This window comes from Shimia sp. Alg240-R146, assembly GCF_947331465.1.
Lineage (GTDB): Bacteria > Pseudomonadota > Alphaproteobacteria > Rhodobacterales > Rhodobacteraceae > Shimia.
Window position 1 is genome coordinate 459609 of record NZ_CAMZOK010000002.1, and the last position, 17511, is coordinate 477119.

Genomic DNA, 17511 nt, shown 5'->3' on the forward strand with positions numbered 1-17511 from the left:
TGATTTTATTTGCCCTTTAGCAAGCGGTCGGCCTTTTTGCGCACCAGCACTGAGCGCAGATCGTGCATGGCCAAAAGCAATGTGTCGGTGATTTCTTCGAGCTGTTCCGGCTCGGCCTTGGATTGCGCCCATTGTGCCGTCAGGTTCAGGTGATCCACCGTGCGCAGGATGTCGTCGATATCGCGGTCCGCCAGCACAGCGCGGCGCTCTTCCATCCAGGCGCTGATTTCTGCGATGTCGTCATCGGTGAGTTTGCGATCACCATTGGCTTTGATTTCGCCGTTTTTAACGTTCGCAACTGCGATTTGATCCATCTCGATCCGGCGCTGTTGGTTTTGGGTGTCCACGCGAAACACCATCGCGCCGTTTTCACGCACACGGAAAAAATACTCTGGAAGATCGCCGCCCATTGCCTGTTGCCCTTTGTCTTTATGCGCTCAGTGATTCACAAAAAGCACGGATGCGGTCGCATGCTTCGGCCAGAGCGTCGTCTGAGGTAGCGTAGCTGACGCGGAAGTTGGGCGAAAGACCGAAGGCGGCCCCAAACACTACCGCGACGCCGTGGCTTTGCAAAAGCTGGGTGCAGAAGGTCTCGTCGCTGTCAATCACCACGCCGTCGGGTGTCGTTTTGCCAATCAGACCGGCAATCGAGGGATAGACATAAAAAGCGCCCTCGGGTGTCGGGCAACTGATGCCGTCAATCGCGTTGAGCTTTTCCACCACCATATTGCGCCGACGCACGAAGATTTCGTTGTGCGGTGCGAGAAAATCCTGCGTGCCGTTGAGGGCCTCAAGGGCTGCGTATTGGCTGACGGAGCAGGGGTTTGAGGTGGATTGCGACTGAATTTTGCGCATGGCCGCGATCAAGTCCTGCGGGCCGCCGGCATAGCCGATGCGCCAGCCGGTCATTGCATAGGCTTTGGACACGCCGTTGCAGGTCAGGGTGCGGTCATAAAGCTGTGGCTCGACTTCTGCGGGGGTGCAGAATTCAAAGTCGTCATAGGCGAGGTGTTCGTACATGTCGTCGGTCATCACCCAGACCTGCGGGTGGCGCAGCAGGACGTCCGTGATTTCTTTGAGCTCGGCGCGGGAATAGCCTGCGCCGGTGGGGTTAGACGGCGAGTTAAAGATCAGCCACTTGGTTTTGGGTGTGATTGCGGCCTCAAGCTGGTCTGCAGTCAGTTTGAAACCGGTCTGGATCGAGGTCTTCACAACCACAGGCTCGCCGCCCGCCAAAAGCACCATGTCAGGGTAGGACACCCAATAGGGGGCAGGGATGACGACTTCGTCGCCCGGGTTCATGGTGGCCATGAGGGCGTTATAGAGCGTTTGCTTGCCGCCGGAATTCACGGTGATCTGAGCAGGCGTGTAATCCAGCCCGTTGTCGCGTTTGAATTTGGCGCAGATCGCCTGTTTCAATTCCGGGATGCCATCGGGCGCCGTGTAGCGGGTCTTGCCGGCGTCAATTGCCGCTTTGCCCGCGTCGCGGATGTTGACGGGCGTGTTGAAGTCCGGCTCCCCCGCACCAAGAGCGATCACGTCCTTGCCAGCGGCGCGCAGCTCGGCGGCCAATGTCGTGACTGCAATAGTGGGAGACGGTTTTACGCGCGACAGGGTCTTGGATAAAAATGACATTGGGGCCTCGTTTGTAATCACTAGAACCATGTCTTAGGGTGCGCGCAAAGACCGATCAAGACCGTATGCCGGGAGAGCAGAAAAATGACACAGAGCGACACCAATCTGACAGAGCAGGAAGGCGATTGGTTCGCTGAAGAGGTGGCGACCTTTGGTGACCGGCTTGCCGCCGCGCGCGAGGCTGCGGGCCTGAAGCAGGCGGAGTTTTCCAAACGGCTGGGCGTAAAAAAATCCACGATTGCAGCTTGGGAAGAAGATTTGAGCGAGCCGAGGGCGAACCGGTTGTCGATGATGGCAGGGGTGTTGAACGTCTCGGTGGGCTGGCTTTTGACGGGTGAGGGCGATGGGGTCGAATTCTTGGCGGATGGCGAGGAATACGCGGATGCGGATCTGGTTGCCATTGTGCAACAATTGCGCGATGTCCGTGCGCGCATCAAGAACGATCTGGACCGGCTGGCAAAGCTGGAAAAAGCCCTGCGCAAAAAACTCTGACACGGAACCACACAATGAGCGATAGCACGGAACCCCGCGAGAACCGGTTGAAGCGCATGAAAATGCGGTCAATGCGGCGTGGCATCAAAGAGATGGATATCATCCTGGAGCGGTATGCCGATGAGACGCTAGAATCGATGACTGAGGCCGAGCTCGATCTTTATGACGCGCTGCTGCATGAAAACGATCAGGACCTGTATCAATGGGTGACTGGGCAACAACCCGCCCCAGATCGGTTTAAGCGGCTGATTTCCGCCATTTCTGTTGCGATTAGCGGTGAGAGATGACCCGTATTTGACCTGTTTTTTTCTCGACTTAACGACTTGTTCGCGAATTTCCGTCAAATTGCCTGCAAAGCAAGTTGACGGAGACAAGGATGAGCTTTCATTCAAACATGGAGAGCGGCTCTAACGAGGCGTTCATGACGGAATACCTGGATTCACTGGCGCTGGTGGAGCGACTGCACCGCCTGCTGTTGGATGTGATCAAGGACGAATTCGAGCGCGTCGGCGTCTTGGAGATTAACCCGGTGCAGGCGCTTTTGCTTTTTAACATCGGCGATAATGAAGTGACCGCGGGCGAGTTGAAATCGCGCGGCTACTATCAGGGCTCCAATGTCAGCTACAATCTCAAAAAGCTGGTTGAGACCGGCTACATGCATCACCAGCGTTGTGAGATTGACCGCCGTTCGGTGCGTGTACGCCTCACGGAAAAAGGCCGCGAAGTCCGCGACACCGTGACCGGCCTGTTCTTGCGCCACGCCGAAGGGCTGCGCTCCAAAGGTGTGTTGGGTGAAGATGGCTTTGCCGAGATCACCCATTCGCTGCGCCGCGTGGAACGCTATTGGACGGATCAGATCCGCTACATCTACTAAGCTCATTCAGGTACTGCGCGCGCGGTTTCGGTTCACGCGCAGAATCCGTTTGCCAGTTTGACCCGGACAGATCAGGGCTCGTCGCATTGCGGCGGGTCCCGTGCTGTATCGGCAGCGGTCAGTTGTCGCGTTGGGGCAGGTGTCCGACAATATCCGGGCTGAGCTCGCGGATCAGCTTGCGTTCCATGGCGCGTTCAAAATCGTCAAAGCCTTTGGCTGTCTCGACAAAAGCGCTTGTTCCCTTGATCAGCTGTGAGCGGTAATAGGCCGCCATTTCGCCGGGGCGCGCGCTGAGATCGGCGGCTTTGGCGCCGAAAGTTTCGATGGCCAGCCCGTTGACGATCACATCGTCGAGCGGAAAATGGGCATAGGCCTGTTTCGGCGTAAAGCCTTCGTTGTTCACACCATCACCGCTGACGTCGAGGATATAGACGTCACAGTCCGGTGCCTGCGCAAACAGCGTTGCGGCATGGCCAACAGCGTGGCCCAAAGCAGTAGGGAATTCAGTGGTTTGGCGTTGTGACAACCCCAAGCGTGCGGCGCTCTGAAAGAGAGTGCGGGATGTGTCGATGATCGTCCAGTCAAGCAGGGTCTGTTGTTTTTCGCGTCCGCTCCATTCATAGACCGCGAGGGCGACCGGCTTGGGGGTGCTCAGAAAGGCGGCGCGTACGCCCGGTGCGCTTAAGGCCGCAGCCAACCCCTGACGTTGAAGGATGTCTTCTTCGGCGTCCACGGATGAGCTGACATCCAGCGCCAAAAGCAGCGCGAGCCGGCAGTTTGGGGCGCTCGCCGCAGGTGCGGCAAGCGCCAGAGTCAACGCGGCGATGGTCGCCGCGCGGATCACCAGTGACCGGTGCTCTCCATGCTGGCCCATGGCTCAGCCGGAGGCAGGGCGTCGCCCTGCTGTAGCAGCTCAATCGAAATGTTGTCAGGCGAGCGCACAAACGCCATGCGCCCGTCGCGGGGCGGGCGGTTGATGGTCACGCCGTTGTCCATCAGGTGTTGGCACATCTCATAGATATTGCCGACCTCATAGGCGAGGTGGCCAAAGTGACGGCTGTCAGACGGCAACCCGTCGTCGCCGTCCCAATTGTATGTCAGCTCCAGCGGCGCATCGTGATCGCCGTCGGCTGCCAGATAAACCAGCGTAAAGCGGGCCTCTTCGACGGTGTAGCGTTTGATCTCTTTGAGGCCAAAGAGCGCGTAGAACGCCATCGACGCGTCCAGATCAGCGACACGCACCATCGTGTGCAGGTATTTCACGTGCATTATTGTATCCTTTGTTTCGTTGGGCACAGGAAACACCAGCCGTGCAGGCATTGCTAGGGGCAAGACGGGGCGGCGTGTTCAAAATTTGGGGATACAAATCGGTGAAAATCTACGGATGTGGCTCAATCCTGCGGTTTTCAGGTTGATGGCCACAATATATAGATGGTGCAGTCACAAGCAAAGACCGCGCAAGAATCGCCGAAACTGGCGGCTCGCAGCGAAAACACAGGCAGGACAAACGGTGCAACAGTATCATGACGCGTTGAAAACCATTCTTGAGCACGGCGAAAACTCGGGTGATCGCACGGGCACCGGCACGCGGTCCTATTTCGGGATGCAGGTGCGCTACCCGTTGGCGGACGGGTTTCCTTTGGTCACCACCAAAAAGCTGCATCTGAAGTCGATCATTCATGAGCTGTTGTGGTTTTTGGCCGGTGACACGAACATCAAATACCTGAAAGACAATGGCGTGCGCATCTGGGATGAGTGGGCCGACGAAAACGGGGATCTGGGCCCGGTGTATGGCCGGCAGTGGCGGGCGTTTCCAGCGTTGGATGCAGCCGGAGAGGATGCTGCGGGCACACCGGTTTTTACCAAACGCGAAGTGGATCAGGTGGCGGATTTGGTCGAGATGATCAAAACCACGCCTGACAGCCGTCGCATGATCGTCAGCGCATGGAATCCCGGGGACGTGCCGGACATGGCGCTGCCGCCGTGTCACACGATGTGGCAGGTTCGGGTTCTAAACGGCAAGCTGCACCTGCAGCTTTATCAACGTTCGGCTGACATGTTTCTTGGGGTGCCGTTCAACGTTGCTTCATACGCGTTGCTGCAAGTGATGTTGGCCCATGTGACCGGCTATGAGCCGGGTGATTTTGTGCACTCGATTGGCGATGCGCATATCTATTCCAACCATATGGATCAGGTGCAGTTGCAACTGTCGCGCACCCCGAAGGCGTTGCCATCCGTGCGGATCAAGCGCGATGTTGCGTCGATTTTTGACTTCAAGTTCGAGGATTTTGAAATCGAGGGCTATGACCCTGATCCGATCATCAAAGCCCAAGTGGCGGTATAGGCGATGATTTCACTGGTTGTTGGACGGGCCAAAAACGGGGCAATCGGGCGGGACGGGGACATTCCCTGGCATATTCCCGAGGACCTACGGACGTTTCAGCGCGAGACGTTGGGCGGGGCCATCATCATGGGGCGTCACACGTGGGATAGCCTGCCGAAAAAACCACTGCCGCGGCGGTTTAATATTGTGGTCAGCCGCCAAGCGGACGCGGCGGATGTTGTCGTCGGCTCGGTCGCAGAGGCCGTCGCTTTGGCGCGCGACGAGGGGTATGACCGGATCTATGGTATCGGCGGCGCAGGGATTTATGCCGAGATGATGGGGATGGCAGATCGTTTGTTGATTACCGATGTGGATACGGTGATCGAAGACGCCGATACATTCTTTCCGGAGTTTAGTGCTGAAGAGTGGAGCCTGAATCATGAGCGGGTGTTAAAAGGCGCCACTCCGGTTTCTATCGTGCGGGAATACTTGAGAAAATCAGAGAGCTGACCCTTTGGACGAAACATATTGTTTCCAAATGGGAATTTGACAGTTTCCAACTTAAAGTCTTAATCTTATTTTTGACTAATTGTTTGTGCAGCCGCCGGAGCGAGTGATTGATGAAACGTATTACCTTTTTGGCCGTTGCGGCCGTTATGGCTGCGGGAGCGCCAGCGATGGCGCAAACCTGGAGCAGCAACGCCCCACAGTTGGCCCCTGTGAACCAACCGGAAGGACTGCTGGTGCATCCCTTTCCGTCAGGCGCAAACCATTGCCCAACCGGATTGCAGCCAATCACCATGGGGGGTGTCATTTGCTGTGGCACACCAAACACGTCAGAGGCCTACGTCAACCGCTCGGGTGGCAATCGTCGCAGCCATGCTCCGATGAGCTGCCCTCCGGGCCAAAAAGGCTGTGGCTGAGGCAGCAAAGCGGGGCGCGTCATGCGCCCCAATCCTTTGATTTCACAATAACTTAAGTTCGCCAGCCATGTCGCGACCATCCCGGCCTTGCGACATTTCAAACTCGACTTTTTGATTGTCCGAGAGCCCTTGCAGGCCCGATTGTTCGACGACAGAAATATGGACAAAAACGTCCTTGCCGCCGTCTTCCGGTTCGATAAATCCGAAACCTTTGGTGGTGTTGAACCATTTTACGGTACCGCGTGGCATACCGTTCTCCTCTTTTTACCAGTACATCTCGGGCCGTTGTTCCCGAGGGCGCACCTTTTTCAAATCGCAGTAAGCAATGTTGTGCCGATGCTGAAAATGAGTTGCACCAGCCACAAGGATTGCATGGGCAATGTAAAATGCAAGCAAAACCACCTTAAATCTGTGAATTGGCTGGGGTATGGAGTGCAACAGATAACGCAAACAGGAGGTACTTTCATGCGGTTATATGGGTTGAAGACATGTGACACTTGTCGCAAGGCTCTGAAAGTATTGGACAACGCGGAAAGTGTTGATGTGCGGGCAGATGGTGTTCCGAGTGAGGTGATGGCACGGGCCTTTGATCAATTTGGCGCCGCTTTGCTGAACACACGGTCAACCACGTGGCGCGGCCTTGACGCTGAAGAGCGTGAAAAACCGGCGCTGGAATTGTTGGCGGCACATCCGACGCTGATGAAGCGGCCGCTTATTGAGGCGGACGGCACCTTGTATCTGGGTTGGGGCAAAGATGTGCAAGCAGCGCTTGGATAAGTGTGGGATCACACTTATCTGGGGGGCAGGTAATAGGAGACACACATGCGCAATGCGGCACTGACGCTGGGGATTATCGCCGGCGTGATCGGGATGATCGTTGGCTTTTTCGGCTGGGGCTATACCGAAGCGATCAATCGGTTTGGCGAAATTCCTGATATTGCGGAACAGGTCAATAACGTCGAGTTGGTGCGGGCAGGGTCCTTGTTGGCGCCTTTGCTGGCAATTGCGGGTGGCGCGATGGCAAAAGCACGCGCGCTTTGGGGCGGCGTGCTTTTGATATTGTCGGCGGTGGGTATGTATGCGGCCTTTGGGTTCAATGTCTTTACGATGTTCCCGATCAGCTTTGCCGGATTGGGCGGTATTCTGGCGCTGGCCGCAGGTAAGCCGGACGAGCCAAAATCACACTTCTGAGATCACTTGAGGCGCAGCAGTTTGTCCACCGAGATCGGACCTGCGCCTTTGGCCACCAGGACGAACAGCAAGAATATCCACATTGCCCGCTCATCGATCAGGGTTTGGGAGTGATCAAACAGCGCCCCAAGCTTTACATTGTGCCCCAAAACGTCCGCGGCCGTTTGCACTACAACAAAGCCGATCATGCCCAACGCAGCGAGGCGGGTGAGCAACCCAATTAGCAGCAAAACCGGCAGCACGAATTCGGCCACGGTGCCAAAAAAGATCACTATCCGTTGAAAAAAGCTCATTTGGCTGACGTCCCACAGCACGGCTTCGGCGGCTTTCGGGAAAATCTGACCAAAGGCACCCGCCGACGCGGAAAAAATCGATCCGTCGATTTTGAGCGTGGCTGAGTTCCAGTAATAGACAAACAGGACAGCGACAAAGGTGACGCGCGCAAGGGTCGGAACGATCCAGTTTTGGTCATCAAGGCGGTCTGCCAGATCATTGTGAAGTGTAATCGGGTTTATCATGAAACCTCCCATGCGGTCCGTTTGTTTTGTTATTCCGTGAGTGTGAGGGATGTGATCGCATTGCCTGCGAGCAACAGGGCGAGCAAAGCGCCAAGGTCAAAGTCTTGCGCCGCCTCTGAGCCTTTGGCGGCCGCATCGCCCAGCGGAACGCCGGCCTTGAGGGCAGTCAGGCAAGCAAAACCACCTGCGGATAGGGCATGCGGTTTGGGGTCAAATTCGGTCCGGGTGATCAGCACATCTTGGGCAATGGCGTCGGGTTTGGGGCCGTCGGCCATGTTAAACGCCCAAATTGCATGAACAGGCCATGGGGATTGCAGGGTTTCGACGGCTGGCGCAAAGGTCATGACAACGTTGCCAAGCTGCTCGGGTGCAATGGCGGCCAAGGCGTCAGGCGCGATGGGCGCGGCATCTGCGGCGTGATAGGCGCGGCGCAGGGCGAGTTCCAATCGGGCCACATCCGCGAGGTAGCCGAGGTGTTGCAGTGGTGCAAAATCGGCGAGGAATTCCGGAAACCCCGCGCCGTAGTGCATCATCAAAGGCGACGCAGGCGGGGATTGGCGCAGAAAAACGCCAGCAATGGCGGCGAAGTTTTCCTCACCCAACAGTTTGGCGATGGTCGGGAAACCGGTTGCCAGCGCGTCGGTCAGCGATACCGCCACGTTGTTGCGATAGACGTCAAAGCGGCGTCCCGCGGCCCGGCTTTTGTCATCGACAAGACCCAAAGGGCGATCCCGTGCGCCGTCAAGCAACGCACCGCGAAATTCGGTTTGTGAGACAATCATGCCGGCACCTTGGCCAGCGCCTGGGTGGCGCGGGTGGCTTCGGCGTGCAGGACGGGCCAGTCAGGCACATCATTGTCCCACTCAATCAGGATCGGGCGTGGGCCAGACAGGGCGAGCGTGTGATCCAGAAGGGCCCAGACCGGATCCACAATGGCCTTGCCGTGGCTGTCGATCAACAGGGGGCTGCCGTGATCATCTTCGTCTTCGTCGTGGCCGCCGAGGTGGATTTCCCAAACTTTATCAAGTGGGTAGGCGTCAATGTAGTCCTTGGGATCGGTATGCAGATTGGTGGCAGACACAAAGACGTTGTTTACGTCGAGCAGGAGGCCACAGCCAGAACGGTTGGCCACTTCACGCAGGAAGTCAGGTTCCGACCATGTGGATTCGGAAAAGGCGAGGTAGCTGGACGGGTTTTCCAGCATCATCTGACGGCCAATTGTGTTCTGAAGCTGGTCGATGTGATCAGCTACGCGGGTCAATGTCGCTTGGGTATAGGGCAGAGGCAGCAGATCGTTGAGAAATGCGCCGTCATGCGTGGACCATGCGAGGTGTTCAGAAAATACTGTGGGATTGAGCCAGCCAACGAGGTGCTTGAGGCGCGAAAGATGTTCGGGATCAAGCGGGCCTTCGCCACCGATGGACAGGCCAACGCCATGCACGGAGATCGGAAATCGTTCTGAGAGGTGGCGTAGTTGGGCCAAAGGCCGGCCTCCGGCGCCCATGTAGTTTTCAGCGTGTATTTCGAGCCAGCCAACGTCGCCTGGATCGGTTGTCAGAGCCGAATAATGCTGAGGTTTGTAGCCAACTCCGGGGCGGTTGGGCAATTTCGCAAAGCGCGGTGCATCATCCAGCATGTCAGGTCTCCGGTCGTGGCGGTGTTGAGGAGAAAAGTGCATCCCTGTGTGAGTAAAGAGGCCCCGGGGGGATGAACCCGGAGCCTCTGATTGGGTTAGATCAACCCGGGATGTCACGCTCCAGAGCTTCCAGAGAACCCATGCGTGCGCCACCATCGGCCATCGCAGGAATTTCCATGTCTGCACAGGTGCCCGCGTCAACCAGTTTCCAGGCGTTGCCCTGGTAATCTACGGTCGAGGTGCCGGCGCATGTGGTGCCTGGGCCTGCGGCGCAATCATTTTCGCCAGCCAGAGAAACGCCATAGCATTTCTCTTTTTCAGCGGCGACTGCGGTGGTTGCGTGGGCGGCCAGTGCGGTTGCGACGGCGCCAGCAACGGCGAGAGTTTTTACGGTGTTGGACATCTTCATTTCCCTTTCGGTGTTGAACTCGGCCAGGCGTTTCTGCCTTGGCATGTCTCAACACTAGGGTTGCCAAGCTGTAACGCGCCAATCACACGCGTGTGTGCCACAGGTATGTTATCGGTTGTAACAAAGAGAAAACGCGGCCCGCTATCAGCGCAGAAGAGACGCCTCGCGAGGCCGCAACATCACGCGGGCAGAGGTGTAGCGCGGCGCGACGTCGTCAAAAAAGCCGGGGCGCAAGGCGTTGATTTCCGCTTTTTGTTCTTGCGTTAGGATGGTGGCGACTTCTTCGCCCGGGAATAGGCTTTCGGCCCATATTCCTTGGGCTTTGAGCAGGCCGTGGCGTTCAAGTAGGATGTGGAAATAGGTGATCGTCTGAGCCGCGCTGTCGGTTTTGATGGCGTGATCATTGATCAGGGACTTGATTGGAACCAACACCTCGTCTTCACCAAACAGAAGCTCGGCCCGCCAATCCGACAACAGCACCCGATGTTGCGGAGACAGCCGGAGATCGGCACTGGGACGGCCCATGCCCAACGCGTCTTTGGTGACAACAACGGGGCGCAACTGGCGATTGTTACAAAGATCAAAGGCCGAGAAATGGCGGGAGCCGATCCACAAAATGCGGTCTGTGCCCTGTTCTGTAACAATTTCATCGCCTTCGCGCAGCGACTCGATGGCGCAATCACCGGAGGGAGTCGCAACCCGTGTGCCTTGGGCAAAGCAGATGGTGTCGTAAGGATCAACCGGGCCGTCGCTGATTCCGCCAAAAGTGACGGTCTGGCCGGGCGTGATCGGGGATGTGGTGAACACCACGAGGTTGCTACCGGAGTTGGACGTGCCAGTGCCGATACGGCCGATGATGAACGTGATTGGCGGCACATCTTCGGTAATAACCTGATACTCGCTTTCGATATTACTGCCGGCCGGGTAGGTCACACCGCCAATCGTCAGATCATTGGTGAGAACCGACAATGTGCCGGTCTCGATATAGGCGTCTTCCAGTTGGTCGTCGTCATCGGTGATGTAAAAGCTGAGCTGGTCCGCGCCGGCGTCAAGCGTTGTGGAGGTACCAACCAGGCCGCTGCCTGTCGTCCCTGTTGCATCCGCGGCCAAAGCGCCGGAAAAATCCTCCAACGCCCACCCTGAAACCAAATAATCCGGCATACCCACGCCCTCTGCTTGCGTCGCTTAACGGTCTTGAGGGGCTGATATAAAATGCAAATGGGGCGCGAATTCGCGCCCCACATGGTGGTTTCAGGTTAGAATAAGGCCGAAATTCGGCGCTGGCTTCAGGCCAAATCAGGCGGTGTTGATTCCGTTGACAGCTGGGCCACAATTTCGTCCAAAGTCTGAACCTTGGTTTGCTTCTCACCCAGACGGCGGGTGGAGACGGTGCGCTCTTCGATTTCCTTTTTCCCGATCGCAAGGATCACCGGCACTTTGCCAACCGAGTGTTCGCGGACCTTATAGTTGATCTTTTCATTGCGCAGATCCGCTTCGGCACGCACACCAACCGCTTTGAGCGCCTCGACGACCTCAAGACAGTAGTCATTGGCGTCCGACACAATTGCGGCCACAACAACCTGACGCGGGGCCAGCCAGAACGGCAGTTTGCCGGCGTGTTCTTCGATCAGGATGCCGATAAAGCGTTCAAAGCTGCCCAATGTCGCGCGGTGCAACATGATGGGGCGGTGTTTGTCGCCATCGGCGCCAATATAGCTGGCGTCGAGACGGTCGGGCAGGTTGGGATCCACCTGAAGTGTGCCGCACTGCCAGTTCCGGCCAATTGCGTCGGTAAGTGTGAATTCCAGCTTGGGTCCATAAAAGGCGCCTTCGCCTTCGAGGATTTCAAACTGGTGACCGGCCGCGTTACAGGCGTCACCCAGCGCTTTTTCGGCGTAGTCCCAGCTTTCATCAGAGCCGATCCGCTTTTCAGGGCGTGTCGACAGTTTGATGGTCCAGTCGTTAAAGCCCAGATCGGAATAGACCTCGGACAGGAAGTCGATGAACTTCTTGGTTTCGGCGGTGATCTGATCCTCGGCACAGAAGATGTGACCGTCATCTTGAGTAAAGCCGCGCACACGCATAATGCCGTGCAGCGCGCCAGAAGGTTCATAACGTGCACAAGAGCCGAACTCGGCCATGCGCAGAGGCAGGTCGCGATACGATTTCAAACCTTGGTTGAACACCTGAACGTGGCAGGGGCAGTTCATTGGCTTGAGCGCGTTCACAGCCTTTTCGCGGGCGTGGTCTTCGTCCACTTCCACGATGAACATGTTTTCCTGATACTTGTCCCAGTGACCCGATGCTTCCCACAGTTTGCGGTCGACCACTTGTGGTGTGTTGACCTCGACATAACCGCCGACTTCTTGTTTGCGGCGCATGTAGTCTTGCAGGGTGGTGTAGATGCGCCAGCCGTTGGGGTGCCAGAAGATCTGACCGGGGGCTTCTTCCTGCATGTGGAACAGGTTCATTTCACGACCCAATTTGCGGTGGTCGCGTTTTTCGGCCTCTTCCAGCATGTGCAGGTGGGCTTTGAGGTCTTCTTTGTTTTTGAACGCAACACCGTAGATGCGTTGCAGCATTGCGCGGTCGCTGTCGCCGCGCCAATAGGCGCCGGCCACCGACATCAGTTTGAACGCATCCGCAGGCACCTGACCCGTGTGCGCCAAGTGAGGACCACGGCAAAGATCCTGCCAATGGCCGTGCCAATACATGCGAAGGGGCTCGTCGCCGGGGATCGCGTCGATCAGTTCGACTTTGTAGGGCTCGTTGTTGGCCTCGTAGAATTTGATTGCGCGGTCGCGGTCCCAGACCTCGGTGGTCACGGGTTCGCGCTTGTTGATGATCTCTTTCATCTTCTTTTCGATGAGAGCGAGGTCTTCGGGTGTGAACGGCTCTTGGCGGTCAAAGTCGTAGTACCAGCCGTTGTCGATCACCGGGCCGATGGTGACTTTGACGTCGGGCCAGATTTCTTGCACGGCGCGGGCCATGATGTGCGCGCAGTCGTGACGGATCAGTTCGAGCGCCTCGGCGTCGCTGTCTTTCATGGTGTTGATCGCAATGGCGGCATCCGCATCAATGGGCCACTGAAGGTCCCAGTGTTTGCCATCCACGGTTGCGGAAATTGCTTTCTTTCCAAGCGATGTGGAGATCGACGATGCGACCTCGGCAGGGGTCACGCCAACACTGTAAGAACGTGCGTTACCATCAGGAAAAGTAAGAGAAATATCGGCCATTAGCCTCAAGCTCCTCGTCAGTTTGGCGCCCACGGAACGCCCGGTTGCGGGTATATGGTTCGGGGCTGTTTTAACGTTGAGGCAGCGCAAGTCAAGCAGGGTTTCCCGATTGCCCAGAGAGGGTTAAGGTTTGCTTAAAGCATACAGGGGCACAAGATGAGCATCACTCAGTTTCTGGACACACCTCAGGGTCGGCGGATTGCCTATCACAAGAGCGGGCAAAGCGGGCCGACCGTTGTGTTTCTGGGCGGTCTGAAATCGGACATGGAGGGCACCAAAGCGGTGTATCTGGAGGACTGGGCCAAGGCGCGCGGGCAGTTATTCCTGCGGTTTGACTATTCCGGACACGGGGAGAGTAGCGGAAGTTTCGAAGAGGGCTGCATCGGGGATTGGCACGAAGACACGGTGGCGGCGGTCACGGCGTTGACTCAAGGGCCGTTGGTCGTGGTCGGATCGTCCATGGGCGGTTGGCAAGCGTTGTTGTTGGCCAAGGCCATGCCGGAGCGGATCGCAGGCATGGTGACCATCGCAGCAGCGCCTGATTTTACCGAGGACAGTTACTGGGCCGGATTTAGCGAGGCGGAGAAAGCAGCGTTAGAGACGGATGGATTTGTCGAGTTGCCGTCGGATTATATGGACCCCTACCGCATCACAAAACGCATGATTGACGACGGGCGCAAGCAGTTGGTTTTGCGCAGCGATTTGGTGCTCGATTTTCCGGTGTGGTTTTTGCAAGGAACAGAAGACACCGCAGTCAGCAGCAAAACCGCGATTGAGTTGATTGAACACGCTCAGGGAGCAGACATTCAGTTGCTTATGGTCAAAGGAAAGGACCATAGGTTCTCAGATCCATTTTGTCTAAAATTGATCACATCAAAAGTGGAGGCGGTGCTTTCGGCATCGAAACTTACATAATGCGGACATTTGGTCGATTTTTGGGACGAGCTTTGAGTGTGATGGTTCTGGCTGCGATCGCGTTGTGGATCATTGGGCCGTATGAGGAAATTTCGGTGTCGCCTACCATTGTCGAGGGGGAAATTGGCGCAGATGTGGATGCGTATTTCGCAGCTCAAGAGGCCCGGTTTGACGACATCACCGAAGGTGTTGAGAAACGCGTGATTTGGGCAGGCGCGCCCGGTTCGAAAACCAAACACGCAGTTGTTTACATGCATGGGTTTTCCGCCACGAGCGAGGAAATACGCCCGGTGCCTGATCTTGTGGCGGACGCGCTCGGCGCCAATTTGATATACACGCGCCTACAGGGACACGGCAGACCGGGGGCTGTCTTGGCCAATGCAACTGCGCAAGGGTGGGCGACTGATTTTGCTGAGGCAATGATTGTCGCGCGGCGGGTGGCGGATGAGGTCATTGTGATCGGCACATCAACCGGCGGCACCGTGGTGGCTGCGATGGTCGATCAGCCAGAGGTCATGGAGGCCGTAAAGGGCGTCATTTTTGTCTCACCCAACTTTGAGATTTCAGCGCCCACCGCGAAGCTACTGAGCTTGCCGGCAGCGCGCCATTGGGTGCCTTTGGTTGCTGGCAAGTCCAGAAGTTTCGAAACCATCAACGCGGAGCATGAAAAGTACTGGACGTCGCAGTATCCAACCGCGAGCGTCATGCAGATGGCAGCGCTGGTCGCGGCGGTGAAAGTGATGGATTTTTCCGATACTGCCTTACCGGCGATGTTCATGTTTTCAGATGAAGACATTGTCGTCAAACCATCCGCAACGCGTGAAGTCGCGGCGCAATGGGGCGGGCCGGTCACGCTGGCGCCGCAAATGTTGCAGGCGGGTTCGGATTCCAATGCACATGTGATTTCCGGGGCCATAATGTCGCCAGCAGAAGTTGCCGGTGATGTCGGGGAAATTTTAAAATTTATCAATGGTTTGTGAGGCGTAGTTTATGTCAACCGTGAAGATGGACCAGCGCGTGAGCCTGATCACCCTGGCCGTGGGCGATCTGGAGCGGTCGGCTGCATTTTATGAAGCCTTGGGGTGGCAACGCGTCCCCAGTCCCGACGGAGTGATTGCCTTCGACCTTATCGGGCAAACGCTGGGCCTTTATAGCCGTGCGGCGTTGGCTGAAGATCTGGGCATTCCGGCTGACAGCGTTGGCGGGTTCTCGGGGGTGACGTTGGGCCACAACGTGCGTTCTGCAGAAGAAGTTGCACCGATATTGGCGCTTGCGGAAGAGGCGGGTGGCCGGATTTTGCGTCCCGCAGGAGACGTGTTTTGGGGGGGATTCATCGGCTACTTTGCCGATCCGGACGGGCACGTCTGGGAGGTTGCGAACAACCCGTTTTCACCGCTGTCCGCTAACGGCGAATTCCGCTGGGAAGGGCACTGATCCGGTTGACCTTTGGCCGTTTTCCGGCAGATTGGCAAGAAAGATAAGATTGGGGAACGGGCATGAGCGAGCCATTGGTGCTGCTGCCGGGCATGATGTGTGACGCGCGGGTTTTTTCATACCAAGTTGCGGCGTTGTCGCGAGATCGTGCCGTGACCATCGGGCCGGTCACGCAGGGCGAACGGATTGGGGACATGGCGGCGTTCTTGCTGACCCAGTTGCCTGAAAAATTTGCCCTGGCTGGATTGAGCATGGGCGGAATCGTTGCGATGGAAATTTTGCGACGTGCGCCGGATCGGGTGACACGTATCGCGCTGATGAACACCAACCCCTTGGCGGAAACCCCTACGTCGGCAGCCGCCTATGAACCGTGGATCGTGGGCGCTCAGGCGGGGCGGTTGGATGAGGTCATGGCAGACTTTATGCGGCCCGAATACCTCGCCCCAGGGTCGGGTCGGGCGCAGGTTCTGGCGCAAGTTCAAGCGATGGCGCGGTCTATGGGACCGGAAGTTTTTGTTCGGCAGGCGCGGGCGTTGCAGCGGCGGTTAGACCAGCAAAAGACGTTGCGCCGTTTGAAGTGCCCCGCGTTGGTGTTGTGCGGTGAACATGATGGGCTGACGCCAGTCAAACGTCATCAATTTATGGCGGAACTGATCCCCTATGCCGAATTAAAAGTCATTGAAAACGCTGGTCATTTGCCGGTTCTCGAACAACCGGAAGCGACCACAGAAGCGCTGCGCACATGGATGGCGCAGCCTTTTGTATTGCAATGACTCACTCGTGTCGGCAGCTAGCAGAGGGCGCCCGCGCTTAGCGGTTATGTCGCCATGTCGCGCAATACCTCGGATGCGATTTCAAACGATTTCAGACGCGCGGTGTGGTCATGGATCATACTTGTGAGGATCAGCTCGTCTGGTTGATATTTTGCGATCATGTCCGCAAACGCGGCCCGCACGCTGGTGCGATCACCATGTGCCGAAACGCGCAGGGCGTGGTTGACTGCGGCTTCCTCGGAGTCGGTCGCGACCTCGGAGAAGGCGTCGACCGGTGTGGGTAGGGGGCCGGGGCCGCCTTTGCGCAAGTTCAGGAAGGCCTGTTGCATAGACGTGCGAAGTCGGATGCCCTCGGCGTCGGTATCTGCGGCAAAGACGTTTGTGGCCAACATGAAGTGCGGTTCTTGCGTGACGCCGGGTTGGAAGCGGTGACGGTAAAGCTCGACGGCCTCTTCAAGTGCGTCAGGTGCGAAGTGAGATGCGAAGGCATAGGGCAGACCGAGTTGCGCCGCGAGTTGGGCGCCAAATAGGCTGGATCCAAGAATCCACACCGGAACGTTGGTGCCTTCTCCCGGCACGGCGCGGACCGGCTGTTCGGGCGATGGATCCTGAAGAAACCCCATTAGTTCAATAACTTCTTCGGGAAATCTGTCGGCGCCAGACATGCCGCGCCGCAGGGCGCGCATGGTGTTCATATCGGTGCCCGGTGCGCGACCTAGGCCGAGATCAATGCGGTCGGGATAAATGGAGGCCAACGTGCCAAATTGCTCTGCGACCACCAACGGCGCGTGATTGGGCAACATGATGCCACCGGACCCCACCCGGATGGAGCGCGTGGCGGCAAGCACTTGACCGATCAGCACGGCGGTTGCGGAGGAGGCGATCCCGCGGGAATTGTGGTGTTCTGCCAGCCAGTAGCGATTATAGCCCCAGCGTTCGGCATGTTGCGAAAGGTCGACCATTTGCTGCAACGCGTCGGTTGCGGTTTGGCCACTGGGAATTGGAACGAGGTCAAGCAGGGAGTAGGGGATCATATGGGCTGTCCTGAGTTGTTGTGCTCAAGATAGTCCACCATGCGCCCGCGCCAAGGGGCGCGCATGGATGGGGAACGTAAAAACGGGGCCCGAAGGCCCCGCTGCAACAGTAACATTT

The 17511-nt window shown here is 57.2% G+C and carries 24 protein-coding genes; 12 read left to right on the forward strand and 12 right to left on the reverse strand.

Features of this window, described 5'->3' with window-relative positions; genetic code table 11:
• Positions 1–5: 5 nt before the first annotated feature.
• Both PG871_RS11460 and PG871_RS11465 read right to left on the reverse strand, forming a co-directional pair.
• On the reverse strand, positions 6–410 hold the full coding sequence (locus PG871_RS11460) for a hypothetical protein (protein WP_270729461.1): 405 nt from the start codon (positions 408–410) through the stop codon (positions 6–8).
• Between the two features lie 19 nt (positions 411–429).
• On the reverse strand, positions 430–1635 hold the full coding sequence (locus tag PG871_RS11465) for a pyridoxal phosphate-dependent aminotransferase (RefSeq protein WP_270729463.1): 1206 nt from the start codon (positions 1633–1635) through the stop codon (positions 430–432).
• A gap of 84 nt (positions 1636–1719) precedes the next feature.
• Here PG871_RS11465 and PG871_RS11470 point away from each other — a divergent pair, with 84 nt between their 5' ends.
• The 3 genes from PG871_RS11470 to PG871_RS11480 all read left to right on the forward strand — a co-directional run bounded on the left by PG871_RS11470 (position 1720) and on the right by PG871_RS11480 (position 3001).
• Positions 1720–2127, forward strand: coding sequence for a helix-turn-helix domain-containing protein (locus PG871_RS11470; RefSeq protein WP_270729465.1), 408 nt, complete (start codon positions 1720–1722; stop codon positions 2125–2127).
• Between the two features lie 14 nt (positions 2128–2141).
• Positions 2142–2414 (forward strand): succinate dehydrogenase assembly factor 2, encoded by a 273-nt coding sequence (locus tag PG871_RS11475; protein ID WP_270729467.1) that lies wholly within the window; start codon positions 2142–2144, stop codon positions 2412–2414.
• 89 nt (positions 2415–2503) lie between these two features.
• Complete coding sequence (locus PG871_RS11480; protein WP_270729469.1) at positions 2504–3001, forward strand: MarR family winged helix-turn-helix transcriptional regulator; 498 nt, start codon at positions 2504–2506, stop codon at positions 2999–3001.
• A 118-nt stretch (positions 3002–3119) separates the two neighbouring features.
• On the opposite strand, the gene PG871_RS11485 is transcribed toward PG871_RS11480, so the two are convergent.
• Positions 3120–3875 carry a DUF1194 domain-containing protein gene (locus tag PG871_RS11485; protein WP_270729471.1) on the reverse strand — a complete coding sequence of 252 codons (756 nt, stop codon included), beginning with the start codon at positions 3873–3875 and terminating at the stop codon, positions 3120–3122.
• Entirely contained in the window at positions 3842–4270 is a 429-nt protein-coding gene (locus tag PG871_RS11490; protein ID WP_093325071.1) for a VOC family protein, read from the reverse strand. The genes PG871_RS11485 and PG871_RS11490 overlap by 34 nt, the downstream gene beginning before the upstream one ends.
• Positions 4271–4511: 241 nt before the next feature.
• Between PG871_RS11490 and PG871_RS11495 the strand changes: the two genes are divergently transcribed.
• From PG871_RS11495 to PG871_RS11505, 3 genes are all read left to right on the forward strand, one after another.
• On the forward strand, positions 4512–5345 hold the full coding sequence (locus PG871_RS11495) for a thymidylate synthase (protein WP_270729476.1): 834 nt from the start codon (positions 4512–4514) through the stop codon (positions 5343–5345).
• A gap of 3 nt (positions 5346–5348) precedes the next feature.
• On the forward strand, positions 5349–5834 hold the full coding sequence (locus PG871_RS11500; protein WP_270729478.1) for a dihydrofolate reductase: 486 nt from the start codon (positions 5349–5351) through the stop codon (positions 5832–5834).
• A gap of 110 nt (positions 5835–5944) precedes the next feature.
• Positions 5945–6247, forward strand: a complete 303-nt coding sequence (locus tag PG871_RS11505) for a hypothetical protein (protein ID WP_270729481.1) — start codon at positions 5945–5947, stop codon at positions 6245–6247.
• Positions 6248–6289: 42 nt separating this feature from the next.
• On the opposite strand, the gene PG871_RS11510 is transcribed toward PG871_RS11505, so the two are convergent.
• Positions 6290–6496: a cold-shock protein gene (locus PG871_RS11510; protein WP_270729483.1), complete on the reverse strand. Its 207-nt coding sequence runs from the start codon at positions 6494–6496 to the stop codon at positions 6290–6292.
• A 216-nt stretch (positions 6497–6712) separates the two neighbouring features.
• Between PG871_RS11510 and PG871_RS11515 the strand changes: the two genes are divergently transcribed.
• A complete protein-coding gene (locus PG871_RS11515) occupies positions 6713–7024 on the forward strand; it encodes an ArsC/Spx/MgsR family protein (protein WP_270729484.1) in 312 nt (103 codons plus the stop codon).
• Between the two features lie 45 nt (positions 7025–7069).
• Positions 7070–7438, forward strand: a complete 369-nt coding sequence (locus PG871_RS11520) for a hypothetical protein (RefSeq protein ID WP_270729486.1) — start codon at positions 7070–7072, stop codon at positions 7436–7438.
• Between the two features lie 2 nt (positions 7439–7440).
• Here the strand turns inward: PG871_RS11520 and PG871_RS11525 are convergent, their stop codons facing one another.
• The 6 genes from PG871_RS11525 to thrS all read right to left on the reverse strand — a co-directional run bounded on the left by PG871_RS11525 (position 7441) and on the right by thrS (position 13237).
• Positions 7441–7956, reverse strand: a complete 516-nt coding sequence (locus PG871_RS11525; protein WP_270729488.1) for a DoxX family membrane protein — start codon at positions 7954–7956, stop codon at positions 7441–7443.
• A 29-nt stretch (positions 7957–7985) separates the two neighbouring features.
• The gene (locus PG871_RS11530; RefSeq protein WP_270729489.1) at positions 7986–8738 is read right to left on the reverse strand and encodes an HvfC/BufC N-terminal domain-containing protein; all 753 of its coding nucleotides are present in this window, start codon (positions 8736–8738) and stop codon (positions 7986–7988) included.
• Positions 8735–9592, reverse strand: coding sequence for an MNIO family bufferin maturase (gene bufB, locus PG871_RS11535; protein ID WP_270729490.1), 858 nt, complete (start codon positions 9590–9592; stop codon positions 8735–8737). The genes PG871_RS11530 and bufB overlap by 4 nt, the downstream gene beginning before the upstream one ends.
• 100 nt (positions 9593–9692) lie before the next feature.
• The gene (locus PG871_RS11540; protein ID WP_270729492.1) at positions 9693–9995 is read right to left on the reverse strand and encodes a BufA1 family periplasmic bufferin-type metallophore; all 303 of its coding nucleotides are present in this window, start codon (positions 9993–9995) and stop codon (positions 9693–9695) included.
• A gap of 150 nt (positions 9996–10145) precedes the next feature.
• Complete coding sequence (locus tag PG871_RS11545) at positions 10146–11162, reverse strand: Hint domain-containing protein (protein ID WP_270729494.1); 1017 nt, start codon at positions 11160–11162, stop codon at positions 10146–10148.
• 125 nt (positions 11163–11287) lie between these two features.
• Positions 11288–13237 carry a threonine--tRNA ligase gene (gene thrS / locus PG871_RS11550; RefSeq protein ID WP_270729496.1) on the reverse strand — a complete coding sequence of 650 codons (1950 nt, stop codon included), beginning with the start codon at positions 13235–13237 and terminating at the stop codon, positions 11288–11290.
• 156 nt (positions 13238–13393) lie between these two features.
• Between thrS and PG871_RS11555 the strand changes: the two genes are divergently transcribed.
• From PG871_RS11555 to PG871_RS11570, 4 genes are all read left to right on the forward strand, one after another.
• Positions 13394–14152 (forward strand): alpha/beta fold hydrolase, encoded by a 759-nt coding sequence (locus PG871_RS11555; protein WP_270729498.1) that lies wholly within the window; start codon positions 13394–13396, stop codon positions 14150–14152.
• Between the two features lie 41 nt (positions 14153–14193).
• Positions 14194–15132 (forward strand): alpha/beta hydrolase, encoded by a 939-nt coding sequence (locus PG871_RS11560; protein WP_270730875.1) that lies wholly within the window; start codon positions 14194–14196, stop codon positions 15130–15132.
• A gap of 25 nt (positions 15133–15157) precedes the next feature.
• The gene (locus tag PG871_RS11565; protein ID WP_270730878.1) at positions 15158–15586 is read left to right on the forward strand and encodes a VOC family protein; all 429 of its coding nucleotides are present in this window, start codon (positions 15158–15160) and stop codon (positions 15584–15586) included.
• Between the two features lie 62 nt (positions 15587–15648).
• On the forward strand, positions 15649–16359 hold the full coding sequence (locus PG871_RS11570) for an alpha/beta fold hydrolase (RefSeq protein WP_270729499.1): 711 nt from the start codon (positions 15649–15651) through the stop codon (positions 16357–16359).
• 44 nt (positions 16360–16403) lie between these two features.
• Here PG871_RS11570 and PG871_RS11575 read toward each other — a convergent pair whose 3' ends face one another.
• Positions 16404–17393 carry an LLM class flavin-dependent oxidoreductase gene (locus PG871_RS11575; RefSeq protein WP_270729500.1) on the reverse strand — a complete coding sequence of 330 codons (990 nt, stop codon included), beginning with the start codon at positions 17391–17393 and terminating at the stop codon, positions 16404–16406.
• Positions 17394–17511 lie beyond the last annotated feature (118 nt).

Bases quoted from the DNA above. Each gene is read 5' to 3' on its own strand.
- PG871_RS11460 (WP_270729461.1), bottom strand. From the start codon at position 410: ATGGGCGGCGATCTTCCAGAGTATTTTTTCCGTGTGCGTGAAAACGGC.
- PG871_RS11465 (WP_270729463.1), bottom strand. From the start codon at position 1,635: ATGTCATTTTTATCCAAGACCCTGTCGCGCGTAAAACCGTCTCCCACT.
- PG871_RS11470 (WP_270729465.1), top strand. From the start codon at position 1,720: ATGACACAGAGCGACACCAATCTGACAGAGCAGGAAGGCGATTGGTTC.
- PG871_RS11475 (WP_270729467.1), top strand. From the start codon at position 2,142: ATGAGCGATAGCACGGAACCCCGCGAGAACCGGTTGAAGCGCATGAAA.
- PG871_RS11480 (WP_270729469.1), top strand. From the start codon at position 2,504: ATGAGCTTTCATTCAAACATGGAGAGCGGCTCTAACGAGGCGTTCATG.
- PG871_RS11485 (WP_270729471.1), bottom strand. From the start codon at position 3,875: ATGGGCCAGCATGGAGAGCACCGGTCACTGGTGATCCGCGCGGCGACC.
- PG871_RS11490 (WP_093325071.1), bottom strand. From the start codon at position 4,270: ATGCACGTGAAATACCTGCACACGATGGTGCGTGTCGCTGATCTGGAC.
- PG871_RS11500 (WP_270729478.1), top strand. From the start codon at position 5,349: ATGATTTCACTGGTTGTTGGACGGGCCAAAAACGGGGCAATCGGGCGG.
- PG871_RS11505 (WP_270729481.1), top strand. From the start codon at position 5,945: ATGAAACGTATTACCTTTTTGGCCGTTGCGGCCGTTATGGCTGCGGGA.
- PG871_RS11510 (WP_270729483.1), bottom strand. From the start codon at position 6,496: ATGCCACGCGGTACCGTAAAATGGTTCAACACCACCAAAGGTTTCGGA.
- PG871_RS11515 (WP_270729484.1), top strand. From the start codon at position 6,713: ATGCGGTTATATGGGTTGAAGACATGTGACACTTGTCGCAAGGCTCTG.
- PG871_RS11520 (WP_270729486.1), top strand. From the start codon at position 7,070: ATGCGCAATGCGGCACTGACGCTGGGGATTATCGCCGGCGTGATCGGG.
- PG871_RS11525 (WP_270729488.1), bottom strand. From the start codon at position 7,956: ATGATAAACCCGATTACACTTCACAATGATCTGGCAGACCGCCTTGAT.
- PG871_RS11530 (WP_270729489.1), bottom strand. From the start codon at position 8,738: ATGATTGTCTCACAAACCGAATTTCGCGGTGCGTTGCTTGACGGCGCA.
- bufB (WP_270729490.1), bottom strand. From the start codon at position 9,592: ATGCTGGATGATGCACCGCGCTTTGCGAAATTGCCCAACCGCCCCGGA.
- PG871_RS11540 (WP_270729492.1), bottom strand. From the start codon at position 9,995: ATGTCCAACACCGTAAAAACTCTCGCCGTTGCTGGCGCCGTCGCAACC.
- PG871_RS11545 (WP_270729494.1), bottom strand. From the start codon at position 11,162: ATGCCGGATTATTTGGTTTCAGGGTGGGCGTTGGAGGATTTTTCCGGC.
- thrS (WP_270729496.1), bottom strand. From the start codon at position 13,237: ATGGCCGATATTTCTCTTACTTTTCCTGATGGTAACGCACGTTCTTAC.
- PG871_RS11555 (WP_270729498.1), top strand. From the start codon at position 13,394: ATGAGCATCACTCAGTTTCTGGACACACCTCAGGGTCGGCGGATTGCC.
- PG871_RS11560 (WP_270730875.1), top strand. From the start codon at position 14,194: ATGGTTCTGGCTGCGATCGCGTTGTGGATCATTGGGCCGTATGAGGAA.
- PG871_RS11565 (WP_270730878.1), top strand. From the start codon at position 15,158: ATGGACCAGCGCGTGAGCCTGATCACCCTGGCCGTGGGCGATCTGGAG.
- PG871_RS11570 (WP_270729499.1), top strand. From the start codon at position 15,649: ATGAGCGAGCCATTGGTGCTGCTGCCGGGCATGATGTGTGACGCGCGG.
- PG871_RS11575 (WP_270729500.1), bottom strand. From the start codon at position 17,393: ATGATCCCCTACTCCCTGCTTGACCTCGTTCCAATTCCCAGTGGCCAA.